Below are 21471 nucleotides of genomic sequence, written 5' to 3' on the forward strand. Positions count from 1 at the left end.
GTAGAAAAGAGGAATAGATAATGAAAATAGCTGTAGCAGGAACTGGCTATGTAGGGCTTAGTATTGCTGTGCTTTTAGCGCAACATCATGAAGTCACAGCTTTGGATATTATTGAAGAAAAAATTGATATGATTAATAATCGTAAATCGCCCATTAAAGATAAAGAAATTGAAAAATATTTAAGAAATAAAGATCTTCATTTAAGAGCTACTTCTAAGAAAAAAGAAGCTTTTGATAATGCTGACTTTGTAATTGTCTCTACACCTACTAATTATAGTTATGAAAAAAACTTTTTTGATACTTCGAGTGTAGAAGATATTGTTCGATCGGTAGAGGCAATCAATCCAAATGCTTTAGTAGTCATAAAATCAACAGTACCTGTCGGTTTTACTGAAAATATAAAAAAAGAATACAACGTAGATAATATTATTTTTTCTCCGGAATTTTTAAGAGAAGGAAAGGCACTATACGATAACCTTTATCCTACAAGGATAGTAGTAGGTGAAAAGAGTAAAAGAGCAGAATTATTTGCATCATTATTACAGGAAGGAGCCATTAAAAAAAATATTCCATTACTATTTACAAGAAGCACGGAAGCCGAAGCAATTAAATTATTTGCAAATGCTTATTTAGCGATGCGAGTATCATTTTTCAATGAATTGGATACTTATGCAGAAATAAAAGAATTGAATGCAAATGATATTATTGAAGGAATTGGTTTAGATCCAAGAATTGGGAATTATTATAATAATCCGTCATTTGGCTATGGCGGATATTGTTTGCCTAAGGATACCAAACAATTATTGGCTAATTATAATAATATTCCTCAGAATATAATGACTGCTATTGTGGAAAGTAACCAAACCAGAAAGAATCATATAGCAAAGATGATTTTAAAAAGAAGTCCTAAAGTAGTGGGGTTTTATCGTTTAACAATGAAATCCGGGAGTGATAATTTTAGAGATTCGTCAATTTTAGGAATAATAAAAATTATTAATAATGAAGGTATAGAAGTAATTATTTATGAACCAACATATCAAAAAGACAAATTTTATCATAACAGGGTAATTAATAGTCTTGAAAAATTTAAAGAACTTAGTGATGTAATTGTAGTTAACCGAATGAATAAAGAATTAAAGGATGTTGAAAAAAAAGTATATACAAGGGACTTATATAATAAGGATTAGGGGATATTAACATGCCAAAAGTAAGCATAATAATGCCAAACTATAATGGTGAAAGTAGCATTAAAAAATCAATACAGAGTGTCTTGGAACAGACGTATGATGATTTTGAATTAATTATAGTTGATGATAACTCTATTGATGGATCGAAAGAAATGATTGATTCTTTTAATGACGAAAGAATAAAAAAACATTATTTAGTTAAAAATCGACATGTTGCTTATACCGTGAATGAGGGATTTAAAAAAGCTAAAGGCCAGTATATTGCTAGAATTGATAGTGATGATATTTGGAAAAAAAATAAGTTGCAAAAGCAAGTTGAATTTATGGACTCTCATGCTGAATATGGAGCATGTTTTACTCGAGTACATATAATAAATAATAACGATAATATTTGTGATGATGAGAATAGAAATATATATAATCTATTTAATAAAGAGCCAAATAAAACTCAAAAGGAATGGGTTCGTTATTTTTTCGAAAATGGGAATTGTTTATGCAATCCATCTTCAATAATAAGAAGGTCTTTGCTCGATAAAATTGGAATAAATTATAATATAGCATATGTGCCGGCGCAGGATTTTGAGTTATGGACTAGATTAATCAAGAAAGCGCCTATTTATATTTTAGATGAAAAATTAACTTTGTACCGCTGGACAAATTCTGAAAGCCAAATTAGTGGGAATGATAAGAGCAGTGAAATTGCTTTTTTTAATGTCCATACAATGATTAAAAGAAATTATTTCGATGATATGTCAAATGAAGAGTTTATTTATTTTTTTAAGGATGCTTTTGTTAATCAAAACTCCAGTTCAGAATTGGAATTAGAAATTGAGAAAGCCTACTTGCTTTTAAATTGTGTAAAAACAACTAATATGAAATGGTTAGGATTTGAAAGGTTTGAAAAAATATTAAATATTCCAAATAGCATTGAACTTTTGGAAGAAAAGTACAAATTTGATTTGAAAAGTTATTATAAAGAGTATCGTAAAAGTAGTTTAAATGATGTTGTTATGCAAAGAAATAGTGATGACTTAGAAAAAAAAATTAGTAATTTGAATCTTAAAATAGAAATGCTCGAAAAAAATCTTTATGATTTTAGATTAGAAGTTGAAAGAAACAAATTGGAATTAGCGAATATGATAAATTCGAAATCTTGGAAAATAACAGCGCCATTTAGAAAAATAATGAAAAAGTTAAAAAATAATCAGTGTTAGTAAAGATGAACGCTGCATAATAGAAAATAATTTTTGTTATAAAGTATTGCATTAGAAGAAAAATTTGAATTAGATTTCTTTTATTCTGGTTTTGCAAGTATTAAAATTTTAAAAATTGAACTGATTGGTGTAACTAGTTGTTTTTATATTAATCATATGTTAACTATTAGACGTAATTAAAAATATAAAGAGTAACTATCAAAATTCAATAGGCTTGAGAGTTTTTAAATAATCTCACTGAAATATAGTATAAAAAAGAGCATAACTATTTATCTTATTCAGAAAATATAAAGATAATTTATTGAAACAATAAAGAAATACAGAGGAGAATGATGAAAAAGTATTTTTATGAAAATTTACTGAAAGACATAGGTGTTTTTATAGTAATATTGCTTCTTTCTGTTTTAGTGGAAGTATTTTTCTTTAATCGTTTATACTTTGCAGTACCAGAAGATGATAGAGTAATTAGAACGATAGAGGATAGCGACATAGAACTAAATGATTTGATATACGAGAATGGAAGTTACACTGTAATTGGAAAAGAACCAAGTATATCATTCAAAGGAAATAATGTAGTCTTATATTTAAATATTCAAACTGAGACGAATAAAAGCATTTTTTATATTGAGACGTTAACGGATGACGTTTATCCAAGAACTGCTCAAAAATTTATGCCTGACATCGACTCAAATTCGTTTATAAGAATTGGCAAGCCGCTTAATGAAGTAAAGTTAAAGATTTTAGAAAATGCAGAGACTGCACCAGTCGAGGGTTTTTCTTTTTCAATTGATAAAATAATAATAGATAATACATTTGAATTTAATATATTTAGATTTATTTTTTTAAGTACTTCAATATTTGTTTTATTTGTATTGGTTAAATACAGAAAATACTTGGTAAAAAATTTGCATATATCATTCATTATTATTGCAATTTACTGTGGGCTAAACATGTCTTTTTTAACGCCTCCATATCAAACTTTTGATGAGAGAGAGCATTTTAACAAGTCCTATCAAATTGCATCTTTTGATTTAGGGGGAGCGGATGAGCAACCCATTGGCTGGCCAGGAAACATTGAACAATTTTTTTCATATAATGGAAATAGTGCAACTTATAACAATTATAAAGAAAAAATAGAATTGGTTAAAGAATTTAGAAATACGGATTATTCACAAAAAGAATTTCATAATTCTACAGCAGCAAATTATTTACCTACTGCGTACGTTTTTTCAGCTATCGGGATTTTCCTGGGGAAACTGTGTCATTTTCCTTTTATTGCTACGTTTTATTTGGGACGTCTAACTTCGTTGCTAGGCTATTCTATAGCAATGTTTTTTATTATTAAAAAGGTAAAAGTGATTAAAAATATATTTTTTGTTTTAGGCCTTTTTCCGGGGATGATGTATCATGTGTGTGCGTATTCTGCTGATGGGATTACTTATGTTTCGGCATTAGCTGTTGTAGCTATATTTATCAACCATTTTAAAGAAAAAAATGAAGGCATAACTTGGCCGAAGGTTTGTTTATTTATTTTTTTATTGAGTTTATTAATAACTTCAAAAATGACTTATGCACCATTTTGTTTACTATATCTAGCAATTCCTCAAAAAAAGTTTCATGGGCAATATAAATTTTTTTATAAGCTGACTGTTATTATTTCAGCAGGGTTAGTTATGATGGCCAATTTTGTTTATTCTAATAGCGTGGGTTTAAACTTATGGGCTCCACCTGGTACAAGTGTTTCTGGTCAAATAGGATTTATATTTGGGCATTTGTTCAAATATATACTTATCTGCTGGAGATACGTTGAAGGGTCTTTTTTATCTTATTTTACAAATCCGATTGGTTCTTTAGCATATTCGGGAAATTTGGCCTCAATATATATTTTTGCGGTATTAATTCTTTTATTTTTAATTGCAACTATTGATAATGATGGGCCGATGTTTGAATTAACAATAAAAAATAAACTATGGATACTTTGTGCTATTATCTGTTCGTGGGGTCTGACTATTACTGCTTTGTATTTGACATACGTACCCGTTGGAGATGTTACAGTAGTTGGCATGCAAGGGAGATATTTTGCACCGTTAATTATTTTAGTTCTAATGCTTTTTAATAATAACAATATAAATATATCTAAAAAAACGAAGAGATACTTGAATGGGTTTTGTATATGGACAATGTTTCTAGTTATTTGTATTGCAAATTTTCAATTATTAAATATGTATAATATATAGAAATACGAAATATCAACAAGAGGTGGATGCTTTTGAGCAGAAATTTAAATCTATTCAGAATACCATACACCTCTTTTTATCATAGTTGTACTACTACAATAAAATATGTTATTATTATTTTCTAGAGTAGGGTAGCTTATTCTAAATTTTCAAGAAAGGAGGTATAAAATTGTTGAAAAATAGTGTTTTGGGAAAGGTTAAAATTATTGGAGTGTTTTTAATGACCTTTTTTCTGCTTTTTCTTTGTTTTTCTTCTTATCCAATAAGCGCAAAGGTTCCTACAATTGTAATTAATCCAGGACATTTAGTAGGCAGGGATTCTGGTGCGGTTAATAATAATAATAATATACAAGAAGCAACTTTGAATGCAGAACTAGCATCTAAAGTTGCTGAAAAATTGAAAGATATAGGATATGATGTTTTTTTGACTCATCCAGTCACGGGATGTTCGATCCCAGCTTTATTAACTACGCAGCAAGTAATTGATGGATATAATTCTAATTCATCTTTAAAAACAATTGGAGATGCAATTAATAGCAAAAACCCAGATCTTGCAATTAGTATACACCATAATTCTGGAGGAAATGCCAGTGGGTATGAATTTTACTGGAGTAGCTATCGGGCTGGAATTGATAACACTGACATATATAAAGTTTATGGACTTTGGGGAAATGGTGATTTTTCTTGGAGAGATAAATCTCCTTGCAATGCTGCGTTAAAATCGAAAGATTTTGCAGAATTACTTAAAGCTAACTTTTCTGGTATAGGAATTCCATTTAGGAATATTATTGAAAGAGATGATTATATTCCAGCGCACACAAAATGTCCATCTGTTCTTATTGAAGCTGGATTTGTTTCTAACGATAATGAATCAAGAAAACTTGCTGATAATACTTATCAAAATGATGAAGCAAATAGAATTGTTAAAAGTATAAAACAGTTGTTTGGTGAAGTTGCTGTAAAAGCTTCAGGAATAGTGACGAGTGAAAGTTCACAAGTTAACAACAATGTTTTTTCAGTCAATGCTGAACAGTTGAAAATGGAAGGAAGCAACATTTCAGGTGTGTCATTTGAAGTATACAAAAATGGAAAGATAGTTTGGTATGATGGTATATATAAAAGTGCAGATAAGTTTACTGCTAATGTACCTACGAAGGACTTTAATTATGAAACTGGTTTATATGGTATAAATGCATATGTTAAAGATTCTTTAGGAAATCATTACCGATTAGGAACAACATTTGTAACAGTAGCAAATACAAAGATAACAGGGAAAGTAGAACGCCTTGAGAGCGAGACAACAGGGAACAGCTTCCAGATAAAAGCACTTGACTTAAGCCCGGCAGAGCAGGTGAGCGGAGTATCGTATGAAGTGTACATAGGAGACCGCGCGACTTGGTATGCAGGAGAGAAACAGGCAGACGGAAGTTATTTAGGGACAGCGGATATTGGAGATTTTGACAACATACGTGGAGAGTATAAAATAAACGTATATGGAAAAGACCAGAATATGGTGCACTACAAAATTGGTGAAACGACAGTACAGGTTAAAAAAGCTGCAAATACAAAGATAACAGGGAAAGTAGAACGCCTTGAGAGCGAGACAACAGGGAACAGCTTCCAGATAAAAGCACTTGACTTAAGCCCGGCAGAGCAGGTGAGCGGAGTATCGTATGAAGTGTACATAGGAGACCGCGCGACTTGGTATGCAGGAGAGAAACAGGCAGACGGAAGTTATTTAGGGACAGCGGATATTGGAGATTTTGACAACATACGTGGAGAGTATAAAATAAACGTATATGGAAAAGACCAGAATATGGTGCACTACAAAATTGGTGAAACGACAGTACAGGTTAAAAAAGCTGCAAATACAAAGATAACAGGGAAAGTAGAACGCCTTGAGAGCGAGACAACAGGGAACAGCTTCCAGATAAAAGCACTTGACTTAAGCCCGGCAGAGCAGGTGAGCGGAGTATCGTATGAAGTGTACATAGGAGACCGCGCGACTTGGTATGCAGGAGAGAAACAGGCAGACGGAAGTTATTTAGGGACAGCGGATATTGGAGATTTTGACAACATACGTGGAGAGTATAAAATAAACGTATATGGAAAAGACCAGAATATGGTGCACTACAAAATTGGTGAAACGACAGTACAGGTTAAAAAAGCTGCAAATACAAAGATAACAGGGAAAGTAGAACGCCTTGAGAGCGAGACAACAGGGAACAGCTTCCAGATAAAAGCACTTGACTTAAGCCCGGCAGAGCAGGTGAGCGGAGTATCGTATGAAGTGTACATAGGAGACCGCGCGACTTGGTATGCAGGAGAGAAACAGGCAGACGGAAGTTATTTAGGGACAGCGGATATTGGAGATTTTGACAACATACGTGGAGAGTATAAAATAAACGTATATGGAAAAGATCAGAATATGGTGCACTACAAAATTGGTGAAACGACAGTACAGGTTAAAAATAATTTAACAAATATTATGGCTAACTTACATATAAGTTCAAATCAGTTAGTTGAGCTTTACAATTCGTCAGGTAATACCTTCCCATCATATTACACAGAAAATGGAAGAAACGTAGACCTTAACCGTTTCGCACAACTTTACATCGAAGAAGCAAACGCCGAAGGCATTCGTGCAGACGTAGCTTTTGCTCAAGCCATGAAAGAAACCGGTTGGTTAAAATTTGGTGGTCAAGTAAGCATTAGTCAATTCAATTTTGCTGGCCTTGGGGCTACAGATGATGGCGCTGCGGGCATGAGTTTTGCTCAGAAATATGGAGACAATGAAAATGGTATCCGCATGGGAATTCGTGCGCAGATACAACATTTGAAGGCTTATGCATCAACAGAACCTTTAAATAATGCTTGTGTTGATGAAAGATTTAACTTGGTTAAGCGAGGCTGCGCCCCATATGTTGAATGGTTAGGACAAAAAGAAAATCCTAATGGATATGGATGGGCAACCGGAGCAAACTATGGTCAGGGAATTATTGACATTATGAACAGAATTCCATAAATTAAACAAAAACCTGTAAGACGTCAAAATCTTACAGGTTTTATTTTTTAGTAAAATCATCGGATCAAGTACTAAACCTATCTATTTTTTAAAAAGAGTATTAATTAAGAGTATAACATAAAGATTTATAATGAAACAAAAGAGGTTAACAATTATTTTGGAGAAATAATTACTAATGTCGATTAGATTTTGCTGATTCGTTTTTAGATATCAAAGATTTCAATCTGTGGATAACCCTGCACTCAGGAATAAGTATATATATAATAATATATTATTTATAATATTATTAATGGCGGACATATATGACCGCGATTCTGCCGCTATTTTGGCGATTTTGGCATTATCGCGGACAGATCTGTCCGCTTTACAATTTTTGACACCATTTATCCACAAAATACTGGAAAATAAAAATTCTTAAAAAATGCCTGAATTAAGAAGAGAAAGAAGCAAAAAGGAGAATCATGAACATGAGAAAAAAAGCGCTTAAACGCATGCTCATGCTTGAAATTTGATAATGTATGGTTGCTGGTTAACATACAAATGTCAATGATAAGTAAAATATTAAAAATCATCATCACAGATTTTAAAAACAAGGGGAACTGTTTTTTGAAACAGAAGAAAGCAGGCAGCGGCCCCCTTTATTAATATATAATAATATATAAAAATTATAATGTTATAGTTATTTATGTCGACACAGGTGTCGGTGATTTCGCGTCCATTTTCGCTTTTTTGCCTAAATTGCCGACATATATGACGGTTACGCCTGTGGATATCTTTTTATCCACAGGGAAAAAATAAAGCTTATTGCATTAAAAATATCCGTTTAGAATTTTATTGCATCCTTCATTTATCTAGGATATGATAATACCATGGAGAATGTATATGAGTAAAGAAATATCAGTTGTTATCCCTAATTTTAACGGGGAAGCGTTTTTAGAAAATTGTCTCAACAGTTTGAAAGAGCAGTCTTTCAAAGATTTTGAGATCATTATTGTCGATGACTGCTCGACCGACGATAGTCTGATTATCTTAAAGAATCATCCAGAGATTCGGCTGATCCTTAATGAAAAAAATTCTGGATTTGCGGTTTCCGTGAACAATGGCATTCGCGCTGCCAGGGGCAGATATGTGCTGCTGCTAAACAATGATGTGGTGGTGGCAGATGATTTTGTTGAAAAGCTCTATCAGGCTATTGACAAGGATAAACGGATATTTTCCGTTTCTTCACGGATGATTCGCTATTATGAACGCGATAAAATCGATGATACCGGAGATTTTTATAATATCTTAGGCTGGGCTTATAAACGCGGTGATGGGAAGAACGTTTCCCGATTATTGAAGCCAACCAGTATTTTCAGTACCTGCGCCGGCGCAGGCATTTACAGAAAAAGCATTTTTGATGAGATCGGCTTGTTTGACGAACATTATTTTGCCTACCTTGAAGATGTGGATGTCTCTTATCGAGGACGCATTTACGGCTATAAGAATCGTTATGAGCCATCTGCCATCTGTTATCATATCGGCAGCGCGACAACAGCGGATGGCAATAAGTATTCAGAATTTAAGGTTAAAATTTCGGCCAGGAATAATATCTATACGGCCTATAAAAATATGCCTTTTTTACAGATGATGATCAATTTTATTTTTTTAGCGTTGGGTTTTTTAATCAAGGGCGCAATGTTTTCTGTGTCAGGATATGGAAAGACTTATTGGTCTGGTATTAGAGAAGCCTTTTTAAGTTTAAATAAAGTTCGGAAAACACCCTTCAAAATGGGCCATATTCTTAACTATATCAAGATAGAGGGGATGTTATTCTGTAATGTATTCCGATATTTATTTGAAAAAATATCGAAGTAAGGCAAATGGAAGATGCAAATTTGTTACATTTATGATATACTGTTAAAATTGACAAGAAGTATGTACGAATGGAGCATTTATGGATTTATCAATTATTATTGTTAATTATAAAACAGCAGAATTGACCACTAATTGTCTGGCTTCAGTTTATGAGAGCCATTTGCAGGAGGTCGACTTTGAGGTGATCGTCGTGGATAATGCTTCTTGTGATGGCAGTATCGAAGCCGTTGAAAGAAAGTTTCCACAGGTGAGCATCATTAAAAACAAAGAAAACCTGGGCTTTTCAAAGGCGAATAATATTGGTATTCACAAAGCAAAGGGAGAGTATATTCTGCTGTTAAATTCAGATACAATCGTCGAGCCGAATACCCTTAAGAAGTCGTTGGATTTTATAAAAACAAGACCCCAGGTGGGAGCGTTAGGCTGCAAAGTGCTTCTGGAAAATGGCCAGCTAGACGCAGCGTGCAAGAGAAGCTTTCCGACGCCGGCTAACGGTTTTTACCATTCACTTAAGCTGGATAAACGCTTTCCCAAAAGCCAGCGGTTTGGTGAGTACAACCTGACCTTTGTTAATCCGGATAAAATATGTTCAGTGGATTGCGTAATGGGGGCGTTTATGCTTGTTCCCCGGAGTGTGATCGACCGTGTCGGGCTGCTGGATGAGGATTATTTTATGTACGGTGAGGATATTGACTGGTGCTACCGCATTAAGCAGGCTGGATATCAGATCATTTATTATCCGGAAGTACGTATCTTTCATTATAAAAAGGCCAGCGGAATTGGGAAACGCAATCCTAAAGTGATCGAAGCGTTCTATGATTCAATGATTATTTTTTATAATAAACATTATCAGGGGAAATACAGTAAAGTTACAACAGGTACTGTATTTCTTGGAACGAAAATAATGAAAAAAATTGCGTTGGCAAAAAACCGATAATCTAAGAGGAGGTAAAAGCTGTGATAAAAAGTAATCAACATTTTTTTAATTTTCTGCTGGTTGTTTTTGATGCTGTTGTCGTCAGCGGCGCGCTTCTTTTGGCCTGGTATATTCGGTTTGTTTCTCCATTTTTTACGGATGGCGTCCGCACAATGCATTTCGAGGCTTATGTTGGTCTGTTGATTTTTATCATACCTGTTTACCTGATTTTGTTTCTTATATTTGGTTTGTATAAACCATATCGGAAGCAGCGCTTTTTTAAAGAGTGCCAGGAGATTATATTGTCTAATGTCATTGGAATTTTAATCGTAATGGCAGTTTTATATACAGAGAAGAGCATCCACTTTTCAAGGTATATGCTCGGACTTTTCTTTCTGTTCTCCATTGTAATCATGTCTCTGGAGCGGGGAACCATTCGAAAAGTTCTTCGAATGATGCGTGAACGCGGTTATAACATTAAATATATTATCATAGTGGGGGCCGGCGCTCTGGGACAGGCTTTTGCGGATAAAGTATTAGGAGACCGGCAGCTCGGCTACAAAATTTGCGGTTACGTTGACGATTATTATCCGAAGAGTGATAAAAATGGTCTGCCGATTTTGGGAACCACAAAAGAAATGAATGATATACTGGAAGAATTTCGTGTGGATGAAGTCATTATTGCGCTGCCAAATACCAGCTTTAAGCGCATCAATGATGTGATCGACAAATGCGAGTATCAGGGTATAAAAACACAGGTTATCCCAGATTACTTTAATCTGGTCCAGGGCTCCAGGCCAGCCTTTGATGAGCTTGACGGTATCCCGTTGATTAACACGCGGTATATACCGCTGGATGAGCCCTTTAATAAGTTTGTCAAAAGGGCGCTGGATATTCTTTTGTCGGGCACATTTTTAATCGTCTTTTCATGGCTCTATCTGATTTTAGCGATTCTGGTTAAGGTAACCTCTCCAGGACCTGTTATTTATAAGCAGATCCGCGTGGGCATGAACAGAAAGGAATTTTATATCTATAAATTCCGCTCAATGCGAAATGATATTCCAGAAAAGGGCGATCAGCTCTGGACCACCGAGGATGACCCGAGAAAGACGAAATTTGGCTCCTTTATCCGGAAAACAAGTCTGGATGAGATTCCACAGTTTTTTAATGTGTTAAAGGGAGATATGAGTATTATCGGCCCAAGACCAGAGCGGCCGTTCTATGTGCAGCAGTTTAAAGATGAAGTGCCCAAGTATATGATTAAGCATCATGTAAGACCGGGAATTACCGGCTGGGCACAGGTAAACGGATGGCGCGGGGATACTTCAATTGTGGAGCGGATTAACTGCGATATTGAGTATATTGAGAAGTGGTCGCTGTTGCTGGATGTGAAGGTGTTTTTTATGACGTTTGGGGCACTGGTTAAGAATGCTTATTAAAATTTGAAGGAGAGTATAAAAAAGTAGATGATTTATTTCGCTGTATTTATTTATTTGTGTTGCAGTGTTGGTGGTTTAACGTTGGTTAAAGTGGGAGCAGAACATAATAATTTTGCTCTGAATCCTGGATTTTTTAATTTATCATTATCATACGCAACTTTAATTGGATTATGCTTGTATATGATAAGTTTTGTAATGTGGATAGTAATAGTGCAAAAGTTTAATTTAAGCTATATTCAACCTGTTACAACTGGATTATCGTATGTTTTAATTATTGCGGCATCCATTTTTATTTTAAAAGAGAGCATTTCTCTATTTCAGTGGATTGGATTAGGGTTTATCCTAATCGGTGTAGTTTTTATGAATTTAAAAGTGCAGTAGGAGAGAAGTTGTGAATAAAGTATTAATGATCGTTCCGGCTTATAACGAAGAATTAAATTTAGAAACAGTAGCGGAAGATATAAAAAATAATTTTAATGAGGCAGATATTCTGTTTATTAACGACTGTTCTATGGATAACACGCTAAATGTGATAAAGAGAATAGAAGGAATCTTTTATTTAGATTTACCTATAAATTTAGGATATTCCTATGCAGTGCAGACAGGGCTTAAATATGCTGTGCAAGAAGGCTATGAATATCTTGTTCAATTCGATGGTGATGGACAGCATTTGGCTTCGGAAGCAAAAAAAATGTACGAGTATGCATTAGAGACTGAGGCAGATATTGTTATTGGTTCTCGTTTTTTATCAACAACGAACTACCAGCATTCGTTTTTTAGAAAGGTGGGGACAAAACTTTTTCAAATTATCATTAAAATGTTAACAGGGAAAAAGATATATGATCCTACTTCAGGATTGCAAGTTTTAAAAAGAAAAGTTTTTACTCCTTTATCTAAAATTTTTGCTTATCCAGAATTTCCGGATGCTAACTTGTTAATAGAGTTAATATATCAAGGCTATACTATTGAGGAAATATCTGTACAAATGAAGAATAGAGAGTTTGGGGAGAGTATGCATGGTGGAGTTATAAAACCGATTAAATATATGCTGAAGATGTTTTATTATATATTGGTAGTATTTTTCAACAATTTAACAGGTAAAAAGAAGGTGAGCAAATGATAACGCGTGTATTTTTTATTATAGTTGCAGTTGTTTTAATGATGTATATTTATCATAATGTAAAGAAAAATACACTATCACAAGATGAAAGTATTCTTTGGGTAATTGGTGCTGTAATTATATTAATATTAAGCATTTGGCCTAATATAATAATTTGGCTTGCAAATATAATAGGGATCGCTTACCCACCGTCATTATTGTTTTTGGTAACATCTGTATTTTTAGTTTTATTTCTTTTTAGAAATAGTCAGCAGATTAGTATTCTAAAAGAAAAAAATAAGGAATTGATACAAGATTTGACTTTATTAGAAAAACGTGTCCGAGATTTAGAAATAAATAAGCGGGATGGTAATAGAAATTGAATAATCATACATTTGTAATTTGTGCTTACCAAGAATCACCGTATCTTGAAGTGTGCTTAGAGTCTTTAATGAAACAATCAATCCAAAGTAATATTATAATTGTAACATCTACAGAAAATCAGTTTATTAGAAATATAGCAAAAAAACATAAGATTTCAATGTTTTCTCATAATAATGGCGGTATAGGGCAAGATTGGAATTTCGGGCTAAAGATGGCAGAAACAAAGTATGTAACATTAGCTCATCAAGATGATGTCTATGATGAAGAATATTTAGCTTTTGTTATAAATGTTTTTAATAAATATAGTGATGCATTGATAGCTTTTACGGATTATCATGAATTAAGAAATGATCGAATTATCTCAGATAATAAAAATTTAAAAATAAAAAGAAAATTATTGTTTCCGTTAAGACTTAGTGGAAAAAACTATTTGTTCAAAAGAGCGGTTTTATCTTTTGGAAATCCTATATGTTGTCCTTCAGTAACATATAATAAAATGCTTTTAAAAAATTTTTCTTTTGATTTAAATTGGAGTACAAACTTAGACTGGGATGCTTGGGAGAATTTATCACGAAAAAAGGGAAGGTTTGCTTATATAAACAAACCACTAATGTTACATCGTATTCACAAAGGGAGTGAAACGTCTACTACTATAATAAATAATCAACGAGCAGAAGAAGATTTGAAAATGCTCTGTAAATTCTGGCCCTCAGATATAGCCAGATTTATTTTCAAACAATACACTAAAAGTGAAAAAAGCAATGAAATTTGATTAAGGGGATTTGTAAAGTTAATTTAAAAAAATTGATGTTATAATTGAGAGTGTTATACTTTGATCTCTGTGACTTGAAATATTTTGATTTAATTATTTATAAAAGAACTATAGAAATGTATAGCATTTAACTGCAGATTATTGTATTAAGGTTTTGCTGTATTATTTTAATTTATGTTTAAATTTTAATTTGGATAATATGCTATCTAAACATAGTCTTTGAAAGTTCTATCAATTATTTTTTTGCTGTTTTTTATTGGTTGAGGGAGATAATTGCCTTTTTATATAGTAAAGTTCTTGTTGCGACAAGTTGTTTATAAAACCAGATATATTAATAAAAATTGAAGTGATGACTTTATAATCGTCATCACTTCAATTTTTAGTCAACAATTTTTATAAATCCAAGCCGTCTCAATAATCTTCTCAACATCCGTATAAACTGGCATCCATCCAAGCTCTGTCTTTGCTTTTTCGCTGGACGCTATTGAGCATGCAATATCCCCATCACGGCGTGGGGATATTTTTGTTGGGATTGGATGGCCCGTAACTTTTCTTGCTGCTTCAATCATTTCCAACACCGAAAATCCCTGGCCATTACCCAGATTATAGATTGCACTTTCATTTTTCAATAATTTGTTAATTCCTAAAATGTGTGCATCCACGAGGTCTACGACATGAATAAAGTCACGGATTCCTGTCCCATCTTTTGTATCATAATCATTGCCGAAAATACCGATAAAATCGCGTTCACCGGAAGCAACTTCTAAAATGATAGGGATTAAAGCAGTGTTTTTCTTTACATTCTGCCCAATTGGATATTTTTCATGTGCGCCGGCTACATTGAAATAGCGAAAAACACAATAATTTAAGCCATAAGCTTTTCGACAATCGTCTAAAATTCGTTCTACAAACACTTTTGTTGCACCGTAAGGGCTGATGGGGTCCAGCGGATCCTTTTCTTCAACAGGAACTTTTTCAGTATTCCCATAAACAGCAGCTGTGGAGGAGAAAATGATGTTTTTCACATTGTTTTCTAACATTGTTTGAAGTAACGAGATAGTACCATAAACATTATTGTCATAATATTTAAGAGGATTTTTTTCACTGTCAGCTACAACAATATCTGCTGCAAATTGCATGACAACATCAATTTTTTCTTTTTTGAAAATTTTATCTAAATCTTTTTTATTTCTTATATCACATTGATAAAATGGGGCTCTTTTATCAACAGCCCATTGATGTCCAGTTGATAGGTTATCAACAACGACTACATCATATTGTTTATCCAACAGCTGTACAACAGCGTGGCTACCAATGTAGCCAGCGCCTCCGGAAACTAAAACTTTCATTTACACTACTCACTTTCTTAAATTAATTTTCTACCACACAGACTCAATCTCATCACTAATATCCTGAGCCGTTCCTGATGGCGTATAATCTGTCTCATAAACAAACTGATACCATTCCTTAATATTATCTACCAGGGTGACAGGGAATACATAAGATACATCGCCAAGCATGCCGGTATCGACATAACCTTCGGCTGGAATTTGTTCTTGATGGATGGCATGATCTTTCATGAACATGACATTGCCGGCGTATTTGAGAATCTCTATTTTGCTTAATGAGGTTTCAACATAGGGCATAACTTTTGTTAGCAAACTGTATTGTTCCAATGGGTTTAAGTCCATTGCCTTAGCCATGACCTGTTCAAAAACCTTTCTCTGACGAAGTGTACGGTCGAAGTCTCCGTTTCCAACGTAGCGGACACGACAGTAGGCCAGTGCCTGGCTTCCGTCTACAACCTGTGATCCTGTACTTTCAAGGAAAGGAGAGTTTGTTTTCACTTTATCATTGACATCCATCAAATACTGATTAACCCAATAAAGCTCATCTTCATTTTCAATATCAATGGTGACGCCGCCAACGGCGTTTACCATTGCAACCATGGCAGTAAAATCAATGGTCACATAATCGGTGATGGCGGTATCAAAATTCTGGTTGATGGTTTTAAGCGCCAGCTCGGGGCCACCAAAGGAATAGGCGGCGTTGAGCTTGTCGTAGCCGTAATCTTTATTGATGTATACGTAGGTATCCCGCATTAATGAAGTTATTTTCAGTTTATTATGTTCGAAATCGGCCGAGGCAATCATCATGGAGTCGGACCGGCTGCCATCCACGTCGTCACGCCCATCGACACCGAAGATCGCCACATTGACAATGCGGTGGTTCAGAGCCATATTGGCGGCGTTTGAACTGATATTATATTGGGAGACCTTTCCGGTCAGATCTTTGTTTAAATTGCCAAATTTGATGACAGTAGCGGCATATGCTCCTGCTCCGATCAACAGCACAAGAAGTAAAATTAATGCTTTCTTAAAAAATCCTCTTTTTTTTCTGCGTTTTTTGGGTAAAGTATCATTAGAACTGCGTCTTCGTTCATCGATTCTCTGTGGTGGGCGGGATGGACGGGAAGAATTGCTTCTGGAACCCTGGCTCTGAGATGGCCGGCTGTTTCCAGAACGTCCTGAAGGGCGCGAAGGCGCCTTTTTTGAAGGGGAAGAGGGCCGTTCGCCACTTCTTCGGTTTCCAATAACGCTTTTGTTTCGTTTTTCCATGGGGACCTCTCAATTGCTAATTAAATATGTTTTTCTCTTTATGACTGTGTTATTATACCATAATGGAGAAAAATAATAAAATTTCAATGATATTTTTTGACAAAGACATTATACTTTTACTAAGAATTTTGTTATAATAGACTATGAATAAATATTAAACCTTAAAAAGCAGTGCCGAAAATGGTAATAGAAAGAAAATAGGGAGTGGACTTGTATGGATAAGAATACCCAGGATAGAGGACAATCTTTTGACCGTGTAGAGTCACGTATTGAGCTTCTGGAAAAGCAGCTGATGGAAAAAGATGAGGAATTAAAAAAATTACTCAATGTGTCAAAGGACAAGGATGAGAAGATTGCGAAACTGCAGGAGGGTGTTGATGGAGAAATGAGGGACACGTTCGTGCCGGTGTTTAAGGAATCATCCGAAGAGCAGGAGTGTCCGTGCGGCGATGATGAGCCGGAAAGTCATATCGACGACAGTGATATGCCCGACGGCTTGAAGAAGCAGATCAAGGTCATTGAAAAACGGGAACAGATGGTCAAGGAAATGCTGGATGTTCTTGAGGATGCTTTTGATGTGCTGAAACAGAGAAACGAAGCTTTGAACAAAAAAGAAGAGACCCTCAATCGAGAATACCTCAAGCTATTGGAAATTGAATCGATGTATAAGGGAACAGACAAGCTTGCAGATTCTTTAGGTTCGGTACTTCCATCCTTTGGTTTGAATGAGCAGAAGGACAAAAATACGGAAGCGGTTACCGAAGAAAATATTGAGGAGTGAAGATATGGCAGAAAAAAGTGAAAAATTAGGATTACTACTGCTTTTTGATTGTATTGCAGTTATTTTATCAACATACGGTGTTTTGTTACTCTTTCAGTTTGTAAGCCACGATGTGGATACAAATGTCATGATTGTTTCCTGTTTCTTTGCGGGAATTAAAATTTTGATGATGGGGATTGGCGATATTACAGGTCTGTCGAAAAAATTGGTTATCGCGATTGTGTTTATCGTCGTGGCTGACATTATTGTTTTTGGGATCAATTACTTTATGGCCTTCAGTATATCATCAAAATTATTGCTGATCACTGCAGTAGCAGACATTGTGGTTATTCTGATCAGTCACTTAATCTGGGGAAAAGTATTTGGTGTTTCAGGACACAGCGAAAAAAAGGAACGAAAAGAATGGCTCAGCAATCGTGACGAAGACCAGGACGAAGAAGAATATGATGATATTTTCGAGTCTCTGGTTACAAAAGACGGTAACACAGATGAGATTGACACTGCGGCCGTAAATGCAGGGATTGAAGAGCCCTACGAAGAGGAAGAATCTTTATTTGAGGACGATGAAGAGTTCGAGGATGAAGAATTTGAAGATTTTGAGGATGAAGAGCTCTTTGAAGAATATGACGAAGACGAAATTGAAGAAGAATACTTTGAAGAAGTTGAGGAATCCATTGAGGAAGCTGATGAAGAAGAGGATGATGAGGACACCTATCTTGACGAGGAAGCCTTTAAATCTCTTTTGATCAATGACGATGACCTGACGAACCTTGAGCCTGAGGAAATCGACAATGATGATGTTGAACAGATAGTTGCAGAGGAAGAGCAGTCTGAAGAAGTCGTTGATGAAGAATCTGAGACAGAAGCAGCAGAAGAAATTGAAGAAGAGCCAACCGTTGATGAAAAAGCTGCTGAGGATGTTCAGGAAGAAGAGGCAGATGATAATGAGGCCGTTTCAGTGGCCGATCTCTTCGGCGCCGGGGCAGCTTCTGCTGATCAACTTGACAGCGCGATATCGCCAGAGCAGAAAGAAGATTTTGCCGCCATCGAAGAACGTTTAGGCGCGCTACTTACAGAGATTAATTCTTCGACTAAAGGAACTGAAAAGCTTCAGAAAACAGTTAGCGACTTTAAGCAGGAGCTGGACAATTTAACGCCAATTACAACGGATACCGATATTTTGAAAACAGGTGATGTTATCCGCGATAAGCTTAAAACAATTATTGACAAGCAGTTTATCGTTGATGAGGTTCTGGATGACTTGATCCGCCTGTCTAAACAGATCAATAAACGGATTGATGATCTGGATACCATCGAAGCGGATCTTACCCGCCGTAAGGAAATCCTGGATCAGAAGGAGCTCATGTATATGAGCCGTAAACCGGTTGAATTTGAGGATGTCGAGGTACAGATTTTACCGGATGAGGTACTGCTCGAGAGTGATGATTCTGAAATTATCATTGACCAGGGAGACCTTGAAGCCATTAAGCAGTACTTAAAAGAGCATCCTGATTTATAAAATCAAACAAAAGGCTATTGGATTTTTCCAATAGCTTTTTGTTATGTTTGACGTCGATTTGGGTAAAAAATTTAAAGAATTTTATACCGAACTTAAGCTTGTTTTTTTAGAGTTTAAGCAGTATAATTATTATTTACCCTGAGTCGGAGATTTTTTTTCGTTGCGTATTTTCTGAAAAAATGATATACTTTTAACAATAAGTATCTATAATCCAGGAGGAAAAGAAATGAAGAAACTCAAAATGTTTGGTATTTTGGCATTAGCCGCAGTAATGACTTTTTCTTTGGCTGCTTGTTCAAGCGGCGGAAGCTCAAGCGGAAGTGACGGGGCAAAAAAATATATCATTGCAACCGATACAACCTTTGCGCCATTTGAATTTGAAGATGAATCCGGTAACCGTGTAGGTATCGATATGGATTTATTAAAAGCGATTGCTGAAGATCAGGGCTTTGAATATGAGCTGCAGCCACTTGGCTTTGATGCGGCTGTTACCGCTCTTGAATCAGGACAGGCCGATGGCGTTATCGCTGGTATGAGTATTACCGAAGAACGTCAGAAAAAATATGATTTCTCTGATCCTTATTTTGATTCAGGCGTTGGTATGGCTGTAAAATCTGACAATGACACCATTAAATCTTACGATGATTTAAAAGGAAAAAATGTCGCGGTTAAGAATGGTACTGAAGGCTCTAAGTATGCTGAATCCATTAAAGACCAGTATGGCTTCACCATTACCTCTTTCCCGGAATCTGCAAATATGTATGAAGATGTTAAATCAGGTAACTCTGTAGCCTGTTTCGAAGATTACCCGGTACTAGGCTATGCAATCGCAAAAGGCCAGCCATTAAAATTAGTTGGTGATTTACAGGCTGGTAATTCTTACGGGTTTGCTGTACAGAAGGGTAAGAATGCAGAATTGCTTGAAATGTTCAACACTGGCTTAAAGAACATGAAAGACAATGGTAAATATCAGGAAATTTTAGATACTTACATCAAAACAAATTAATAATTTAATGGCCTAAAATAATTCCAGGAGGTTTTTGAATGAGTATTTTTGAATTATTTGCTCAAACCTATCCTCGTTTATTACAAGGTCTTTGGATGACGATCGAACTGACCCTGGTATCGCTGCTGATTGCGGCGGTGCTAGGGCTTCTCTTTGGTTTGTTATCTGTTTCAAGGACTACTTTTTTACGGGGAATTTCACGTGTATACATTGATATTATCCGTGGTACACCATTAATTGTACAGGTATTTTTTATTTATTTTGGGATACCAAGCGCACTGAATATGCGTTTAGATGCCTTTATAGCTGGTGTTATCGCATTGAGCCTGAATGCCGGCGCCTATACCGCGGAAATTGTCAGAGGCGGGATTCAGTCCATTGACAAAGGGCAGATGGAGGCAGCCAGAAGTCTTGGCCTTCCCTACACTATGGCAATGCGCAGAGTCGTTTTACCTCAGGCGATCAAAACAATGATCCCGGCGATTGTAAATCAGTGTATTATCACATTAAAGGACAGCTCTTTGGTTTCTGTTATTGGTTTAGCAGAATTAACCCAGACTGGACGTTTAATCATTGCCAATAATTTTGAATCCTTAAAAATGTGGATTATCATTGGTGTCATGTATTTTATCCCGATTATGATTCTGTCAAAGGTTTCGAGTCATATTGAAAGGAAGATGAGCTATGGCAAAAGTAAAAATTAGTAATCTCAAAAAGAGCTTTGGTGATTTAGAGGTTTTAAAGGACATTAATCTGGAGGTAGAGGAAGGTGAGGTCATCTGTATTATCGGCCCGTCAGGCTCTGGTAAAAGCACAATGCTGCGCTGCATCAATGCGCTTGAAGAGGCAACCAGTGGTACGATCGTGGTGGACGGCAACGAGATAACCGGAAACCATGCAAATATTAACCTCTACCGCCGGAATATCGGAATGGTATTCCAGCAGTTTAACCTTTTCCCCAATATGTCTGTTTTAAAAAATATTACCTTTGCGCCGGTCGCTTTAAAAATTATGGATAAGGCTAAAGCAGAGGAAGTAGCACAAGGACTTTTAAAAAGGGTTGATATGGTCGCTAAGGCGGACGCCTATCCAGGGCAGCTCTCCGGTGGACAGCAGCAGCGTGTGGCCATTGCCAGGGCGCTGGCAATGAACCCGGATGTTATGCTGTTCGATGAACCAACAAGTGCTCTTGACCCGGAAATGGTTGGAGAAGTTCTCAATGTAATGAAACAGCTGGCACACGAAGGGATGACCATGGTTGTGGTTACCCATGAAATGGGCTTTGCCAGAGAGGTTGCAGACCGTGTTATCTTCATTGATGAAGGTTATATTGTGGAACAGGGACCACCAAGTGAAGTGTTTGGAAATCCACAGAACGAAAGAACCATTAATTTCTTGAATATGGTCCTGTAAAAAG

Annotated in this window: 18 protein-coding genes; 16 read left to right on the plus strand and 2 right to left on the minus strand. The window is 35.5% G+C overall.

Going from position 1 to position 21471, the window contains the following annotated elements; genetic code table 11:
• The first annotated feature begins 20 nt into the window (after nt 1-20).
• The 11 genes from B2M23_RS07235 to B2M23_RS07285 all read left to right on the plus strand — a co-directional run bounded on the left by B2M23_RS07235 (nt 21) and on the right by B2M23_RS07285 (nt 14130).
• The gene (locus tag B2M23_RS07235; protein WP_038353067.1) at nt 21-1187 is read left to right on the plus strand and encodes a nucleotide sugar dehydrogenase; all 1167 of its coding nucleotides are present in this window, start codon (nt 21-23) and stop codon (nt 1185-1187) included.
• An 11-nt stretch (nt 1188-1198) separates the two neighbouring features.
• Nucleotides 1199-2401, plus strand: a complete 1203-nt coding sequence (locus B2M23_RS07240; RefSeq protein ID WP_052237345.1) for a glycosyltransferase family 2 protein — start codon at nt 1199-1201, stop codon at nt 2399-2401.
• Nucleotides 2402-2730: 329 nt separating this feature from the next.
• Nucleotides 2731-4638, plus strand: coding sequence for a DUF2142 domain-containing protein (locus B2M23_RS07245; RefSeq protein ID WP_081571136.1), 1908 nt, complete (start codon nt 2731-2733; stop codon nt 4636-4638).
• A gap of 169 nt (nt 4639-4807) precedes the next feature.
• The gene (locus B2M23_RS07250; protein WP_081571137.1) at nt 4808-7663 is read left to right on the plus strand and encodes a GBS Bsp-like repeat-containing protein; all 2856 of its coding nucleotides are present in this window, start codon (nt 4808-4810) and stop codon (nt 7661-7663) included.
• An 882-nt stretch (nt 7664-8545) separates the two neighbouring features.
• Nucleotides 8546-9520: a glycosyltransferase family 2 protein gene (locus B2M23_RS07255; RefSeq protein ID WP_038353065.1), complete on the plus strand. Its 975-nt coding sequence runs from the start codon at nt 8546-8548 to the stop codon at nt 9518-9520.
• A gap of 79 nt (nt 9521-9599) precedes the next feature.
• Nucleotides 9600-10457, plus strand: coding sequence for a glycosyltransferase family 2 protein (locus tag B2M23_RS07260; protein ID WP_038353064.1), 858 nt, complete (start codon nt 9600-9602; stop codon nt 10455-10457).
• Nucleotides 10458-10477: 20 nt separating this feature from the next.
• Nucleotides 10478-11875, plus strand: a complete 1398-nt coding sequence (locus B2M23_RS07265; protein ID WP_038353063.1) for an undecaprenyl-phosphate glucose phosphotransferase — start codon at nt 10478-10480, stop codon at nt 11873-11875.
• 27 nt (nt 11876-11902) lie between these two features.
• Complete coding sequence (locus B2M23_RS07270) at nt 11903-12256, plus strand: DMT family transporter (RefSeq protein WP_052237343.1); 354 nt, start codon at nt 11903-11905, stop codon at nt 12254-12256.
• Nucleotides 12257-12266: 10 nt separating this feature from the next.
• Nucleotides 12267-12995, plus strand: a complete 729-nt coding sequence (locus tag B2M23_RS07275) for a glycosyltransferase family 2 protein (RefSeq protein ID WP_038353062.1) — start codon at nt 12267-12269, stop codon at nt 12993-12995.
• A complete protein-coding gene (locus B2M23_RS07280) occupies nt 12992-13357 on the plus strand; it encodes a DUF2304 domain-containing protein (RefSeq protein ID WP_038353061.1) in 366 nt (121 codons plus the stop codon). The genes B2M23_RS07275 and B2M23_RS07280 overlap by 4 nt, the downstream gene beginning before the upstream one ends.
• Nucleotides 13354-14130: a glycosyltransferase family 2 protein gene (locus tag B2M23_RS07285; RefSeq protein WP_038353060.1), complete on the plus strand. Its 777-nt coding sequence runs from the start codon at nt 13354-13356 to the stop codon at nt 14128-14130. Before B2M23_RS07280 ends, B2M23_RS07285 begins: the two co-directional genes overlap by 4 nt.
• Nucleotides 14131-14513: 383 nt before the next feature.
• Here the strand turns inward: B2M23_RS07285 and galE are convergent, their stop codons facing one another.
• Together galE and B2M23_RS07295 are read right to left on the minus strand one after the other, a co-directional pair.
• A complete protein-coding gene (galE, locus tag B2M23_RS07290; RefSeq protein WP_038353059.1) occupies nt 14514-15479 on the minus strand; it encodes a UDP-glucose 4-epimerase GalE in 966 nt (321 codons plus the stop codon).
• A 30-nt stretch (nt 15480-15509) separates the two neighbouring features.
• The gene (locus tag B2M23_RS07295) at nt 15510-16748 is read right to left on the minus strand and encodes an LCP family glycopolymer transferase (RefSeq protein ID WP_038353058.1); all 1239 of its coding nucleotides are present in this window, start codon (nt 16746-16748) and stop codon (nt 15510-15512) included.
• Nucleotides 16749-16962: 214 nt separating this feature from the next.
• Here B2M23_RS07295 and B2M23_RS07300 point away from each other — a divergent pair, with 214 nt between their 5' ends.
• The 5 genes from B2M23_RS07300 to B2M23_RS07320 all read left to right on the plus strand — a co-directional run bounded on the left by B2M23_RS07300 (nt 16963) and on the right by B2M23_RS07320 (nt 21467).
• Complete coding sequence (locus B2M23_RS07300) at nt 16963-17529, plus strand: hypothetical protein (protein ID WP_038353057.1); 567 nt, start codon at nt 16963-16965, stop codon at nt 17527-17529.
• A 4-nt stretch (nt 17530-17533) separates the two neighbouring features.
• Nucleotides 17534-19048: a hypothetical protein gene (locus B2M23_RS07305; protein WP_038353056.1), complete on the plus strand. Its 1515-nt coding sequence runs from the start codon at nt 17534-17536 to the stop codon at nt 19046-19048.
• A gap of 226 nt (nt 19049-19274) precedes the next feature.
• Nucleotides 19275-20054, plus strand: coding sequence for a transporter substrate-binding domain-containing protein (locus B2M23_RS07310; protein ID WP_038353055.1), 780 nt, complete (start codon nt 19275-19277; stop codon nt 20052-20054).
• Nucleotides 20055-20092: 38 nt separating this feature from the next.
• A complete protein-coding gene (locus tag B2M23_RS07315) occupies nt 20093-20758 on the plus strand; it encodes an amino acid ABC transporter permease (RefSeq protein ID WP_038353054.1) in 666 nt (221 codons plus the stop codon).
• Nucleotides 20739-21467: an amino acid ABC transporter ATP-binding protein gene (locus B2M23_RS07320; protein ID WP_013382081.1), complete on the plus strand. Its 729-nt coding sequence runs from the start codon at nt 20739-20741 to the stop codon at nt 21465-21467. The genes B2M23_RS07315 and B2M23_RS07320 overlap by 20 nt, the downstream gene beginning before the upstream one ends.
• Nucleotides 21468-21471 lie beyond the last annotated feature (4 nt).

The sequence above is a fragment of the Eubacterium limosum genome (genome assembly GCF_000807675.2).
GTDB lineage: Bacteria > Bacillota > Clostridia > Eubacteriales > Eubacteriaceae > Eubacterium > Eubacterium limosum.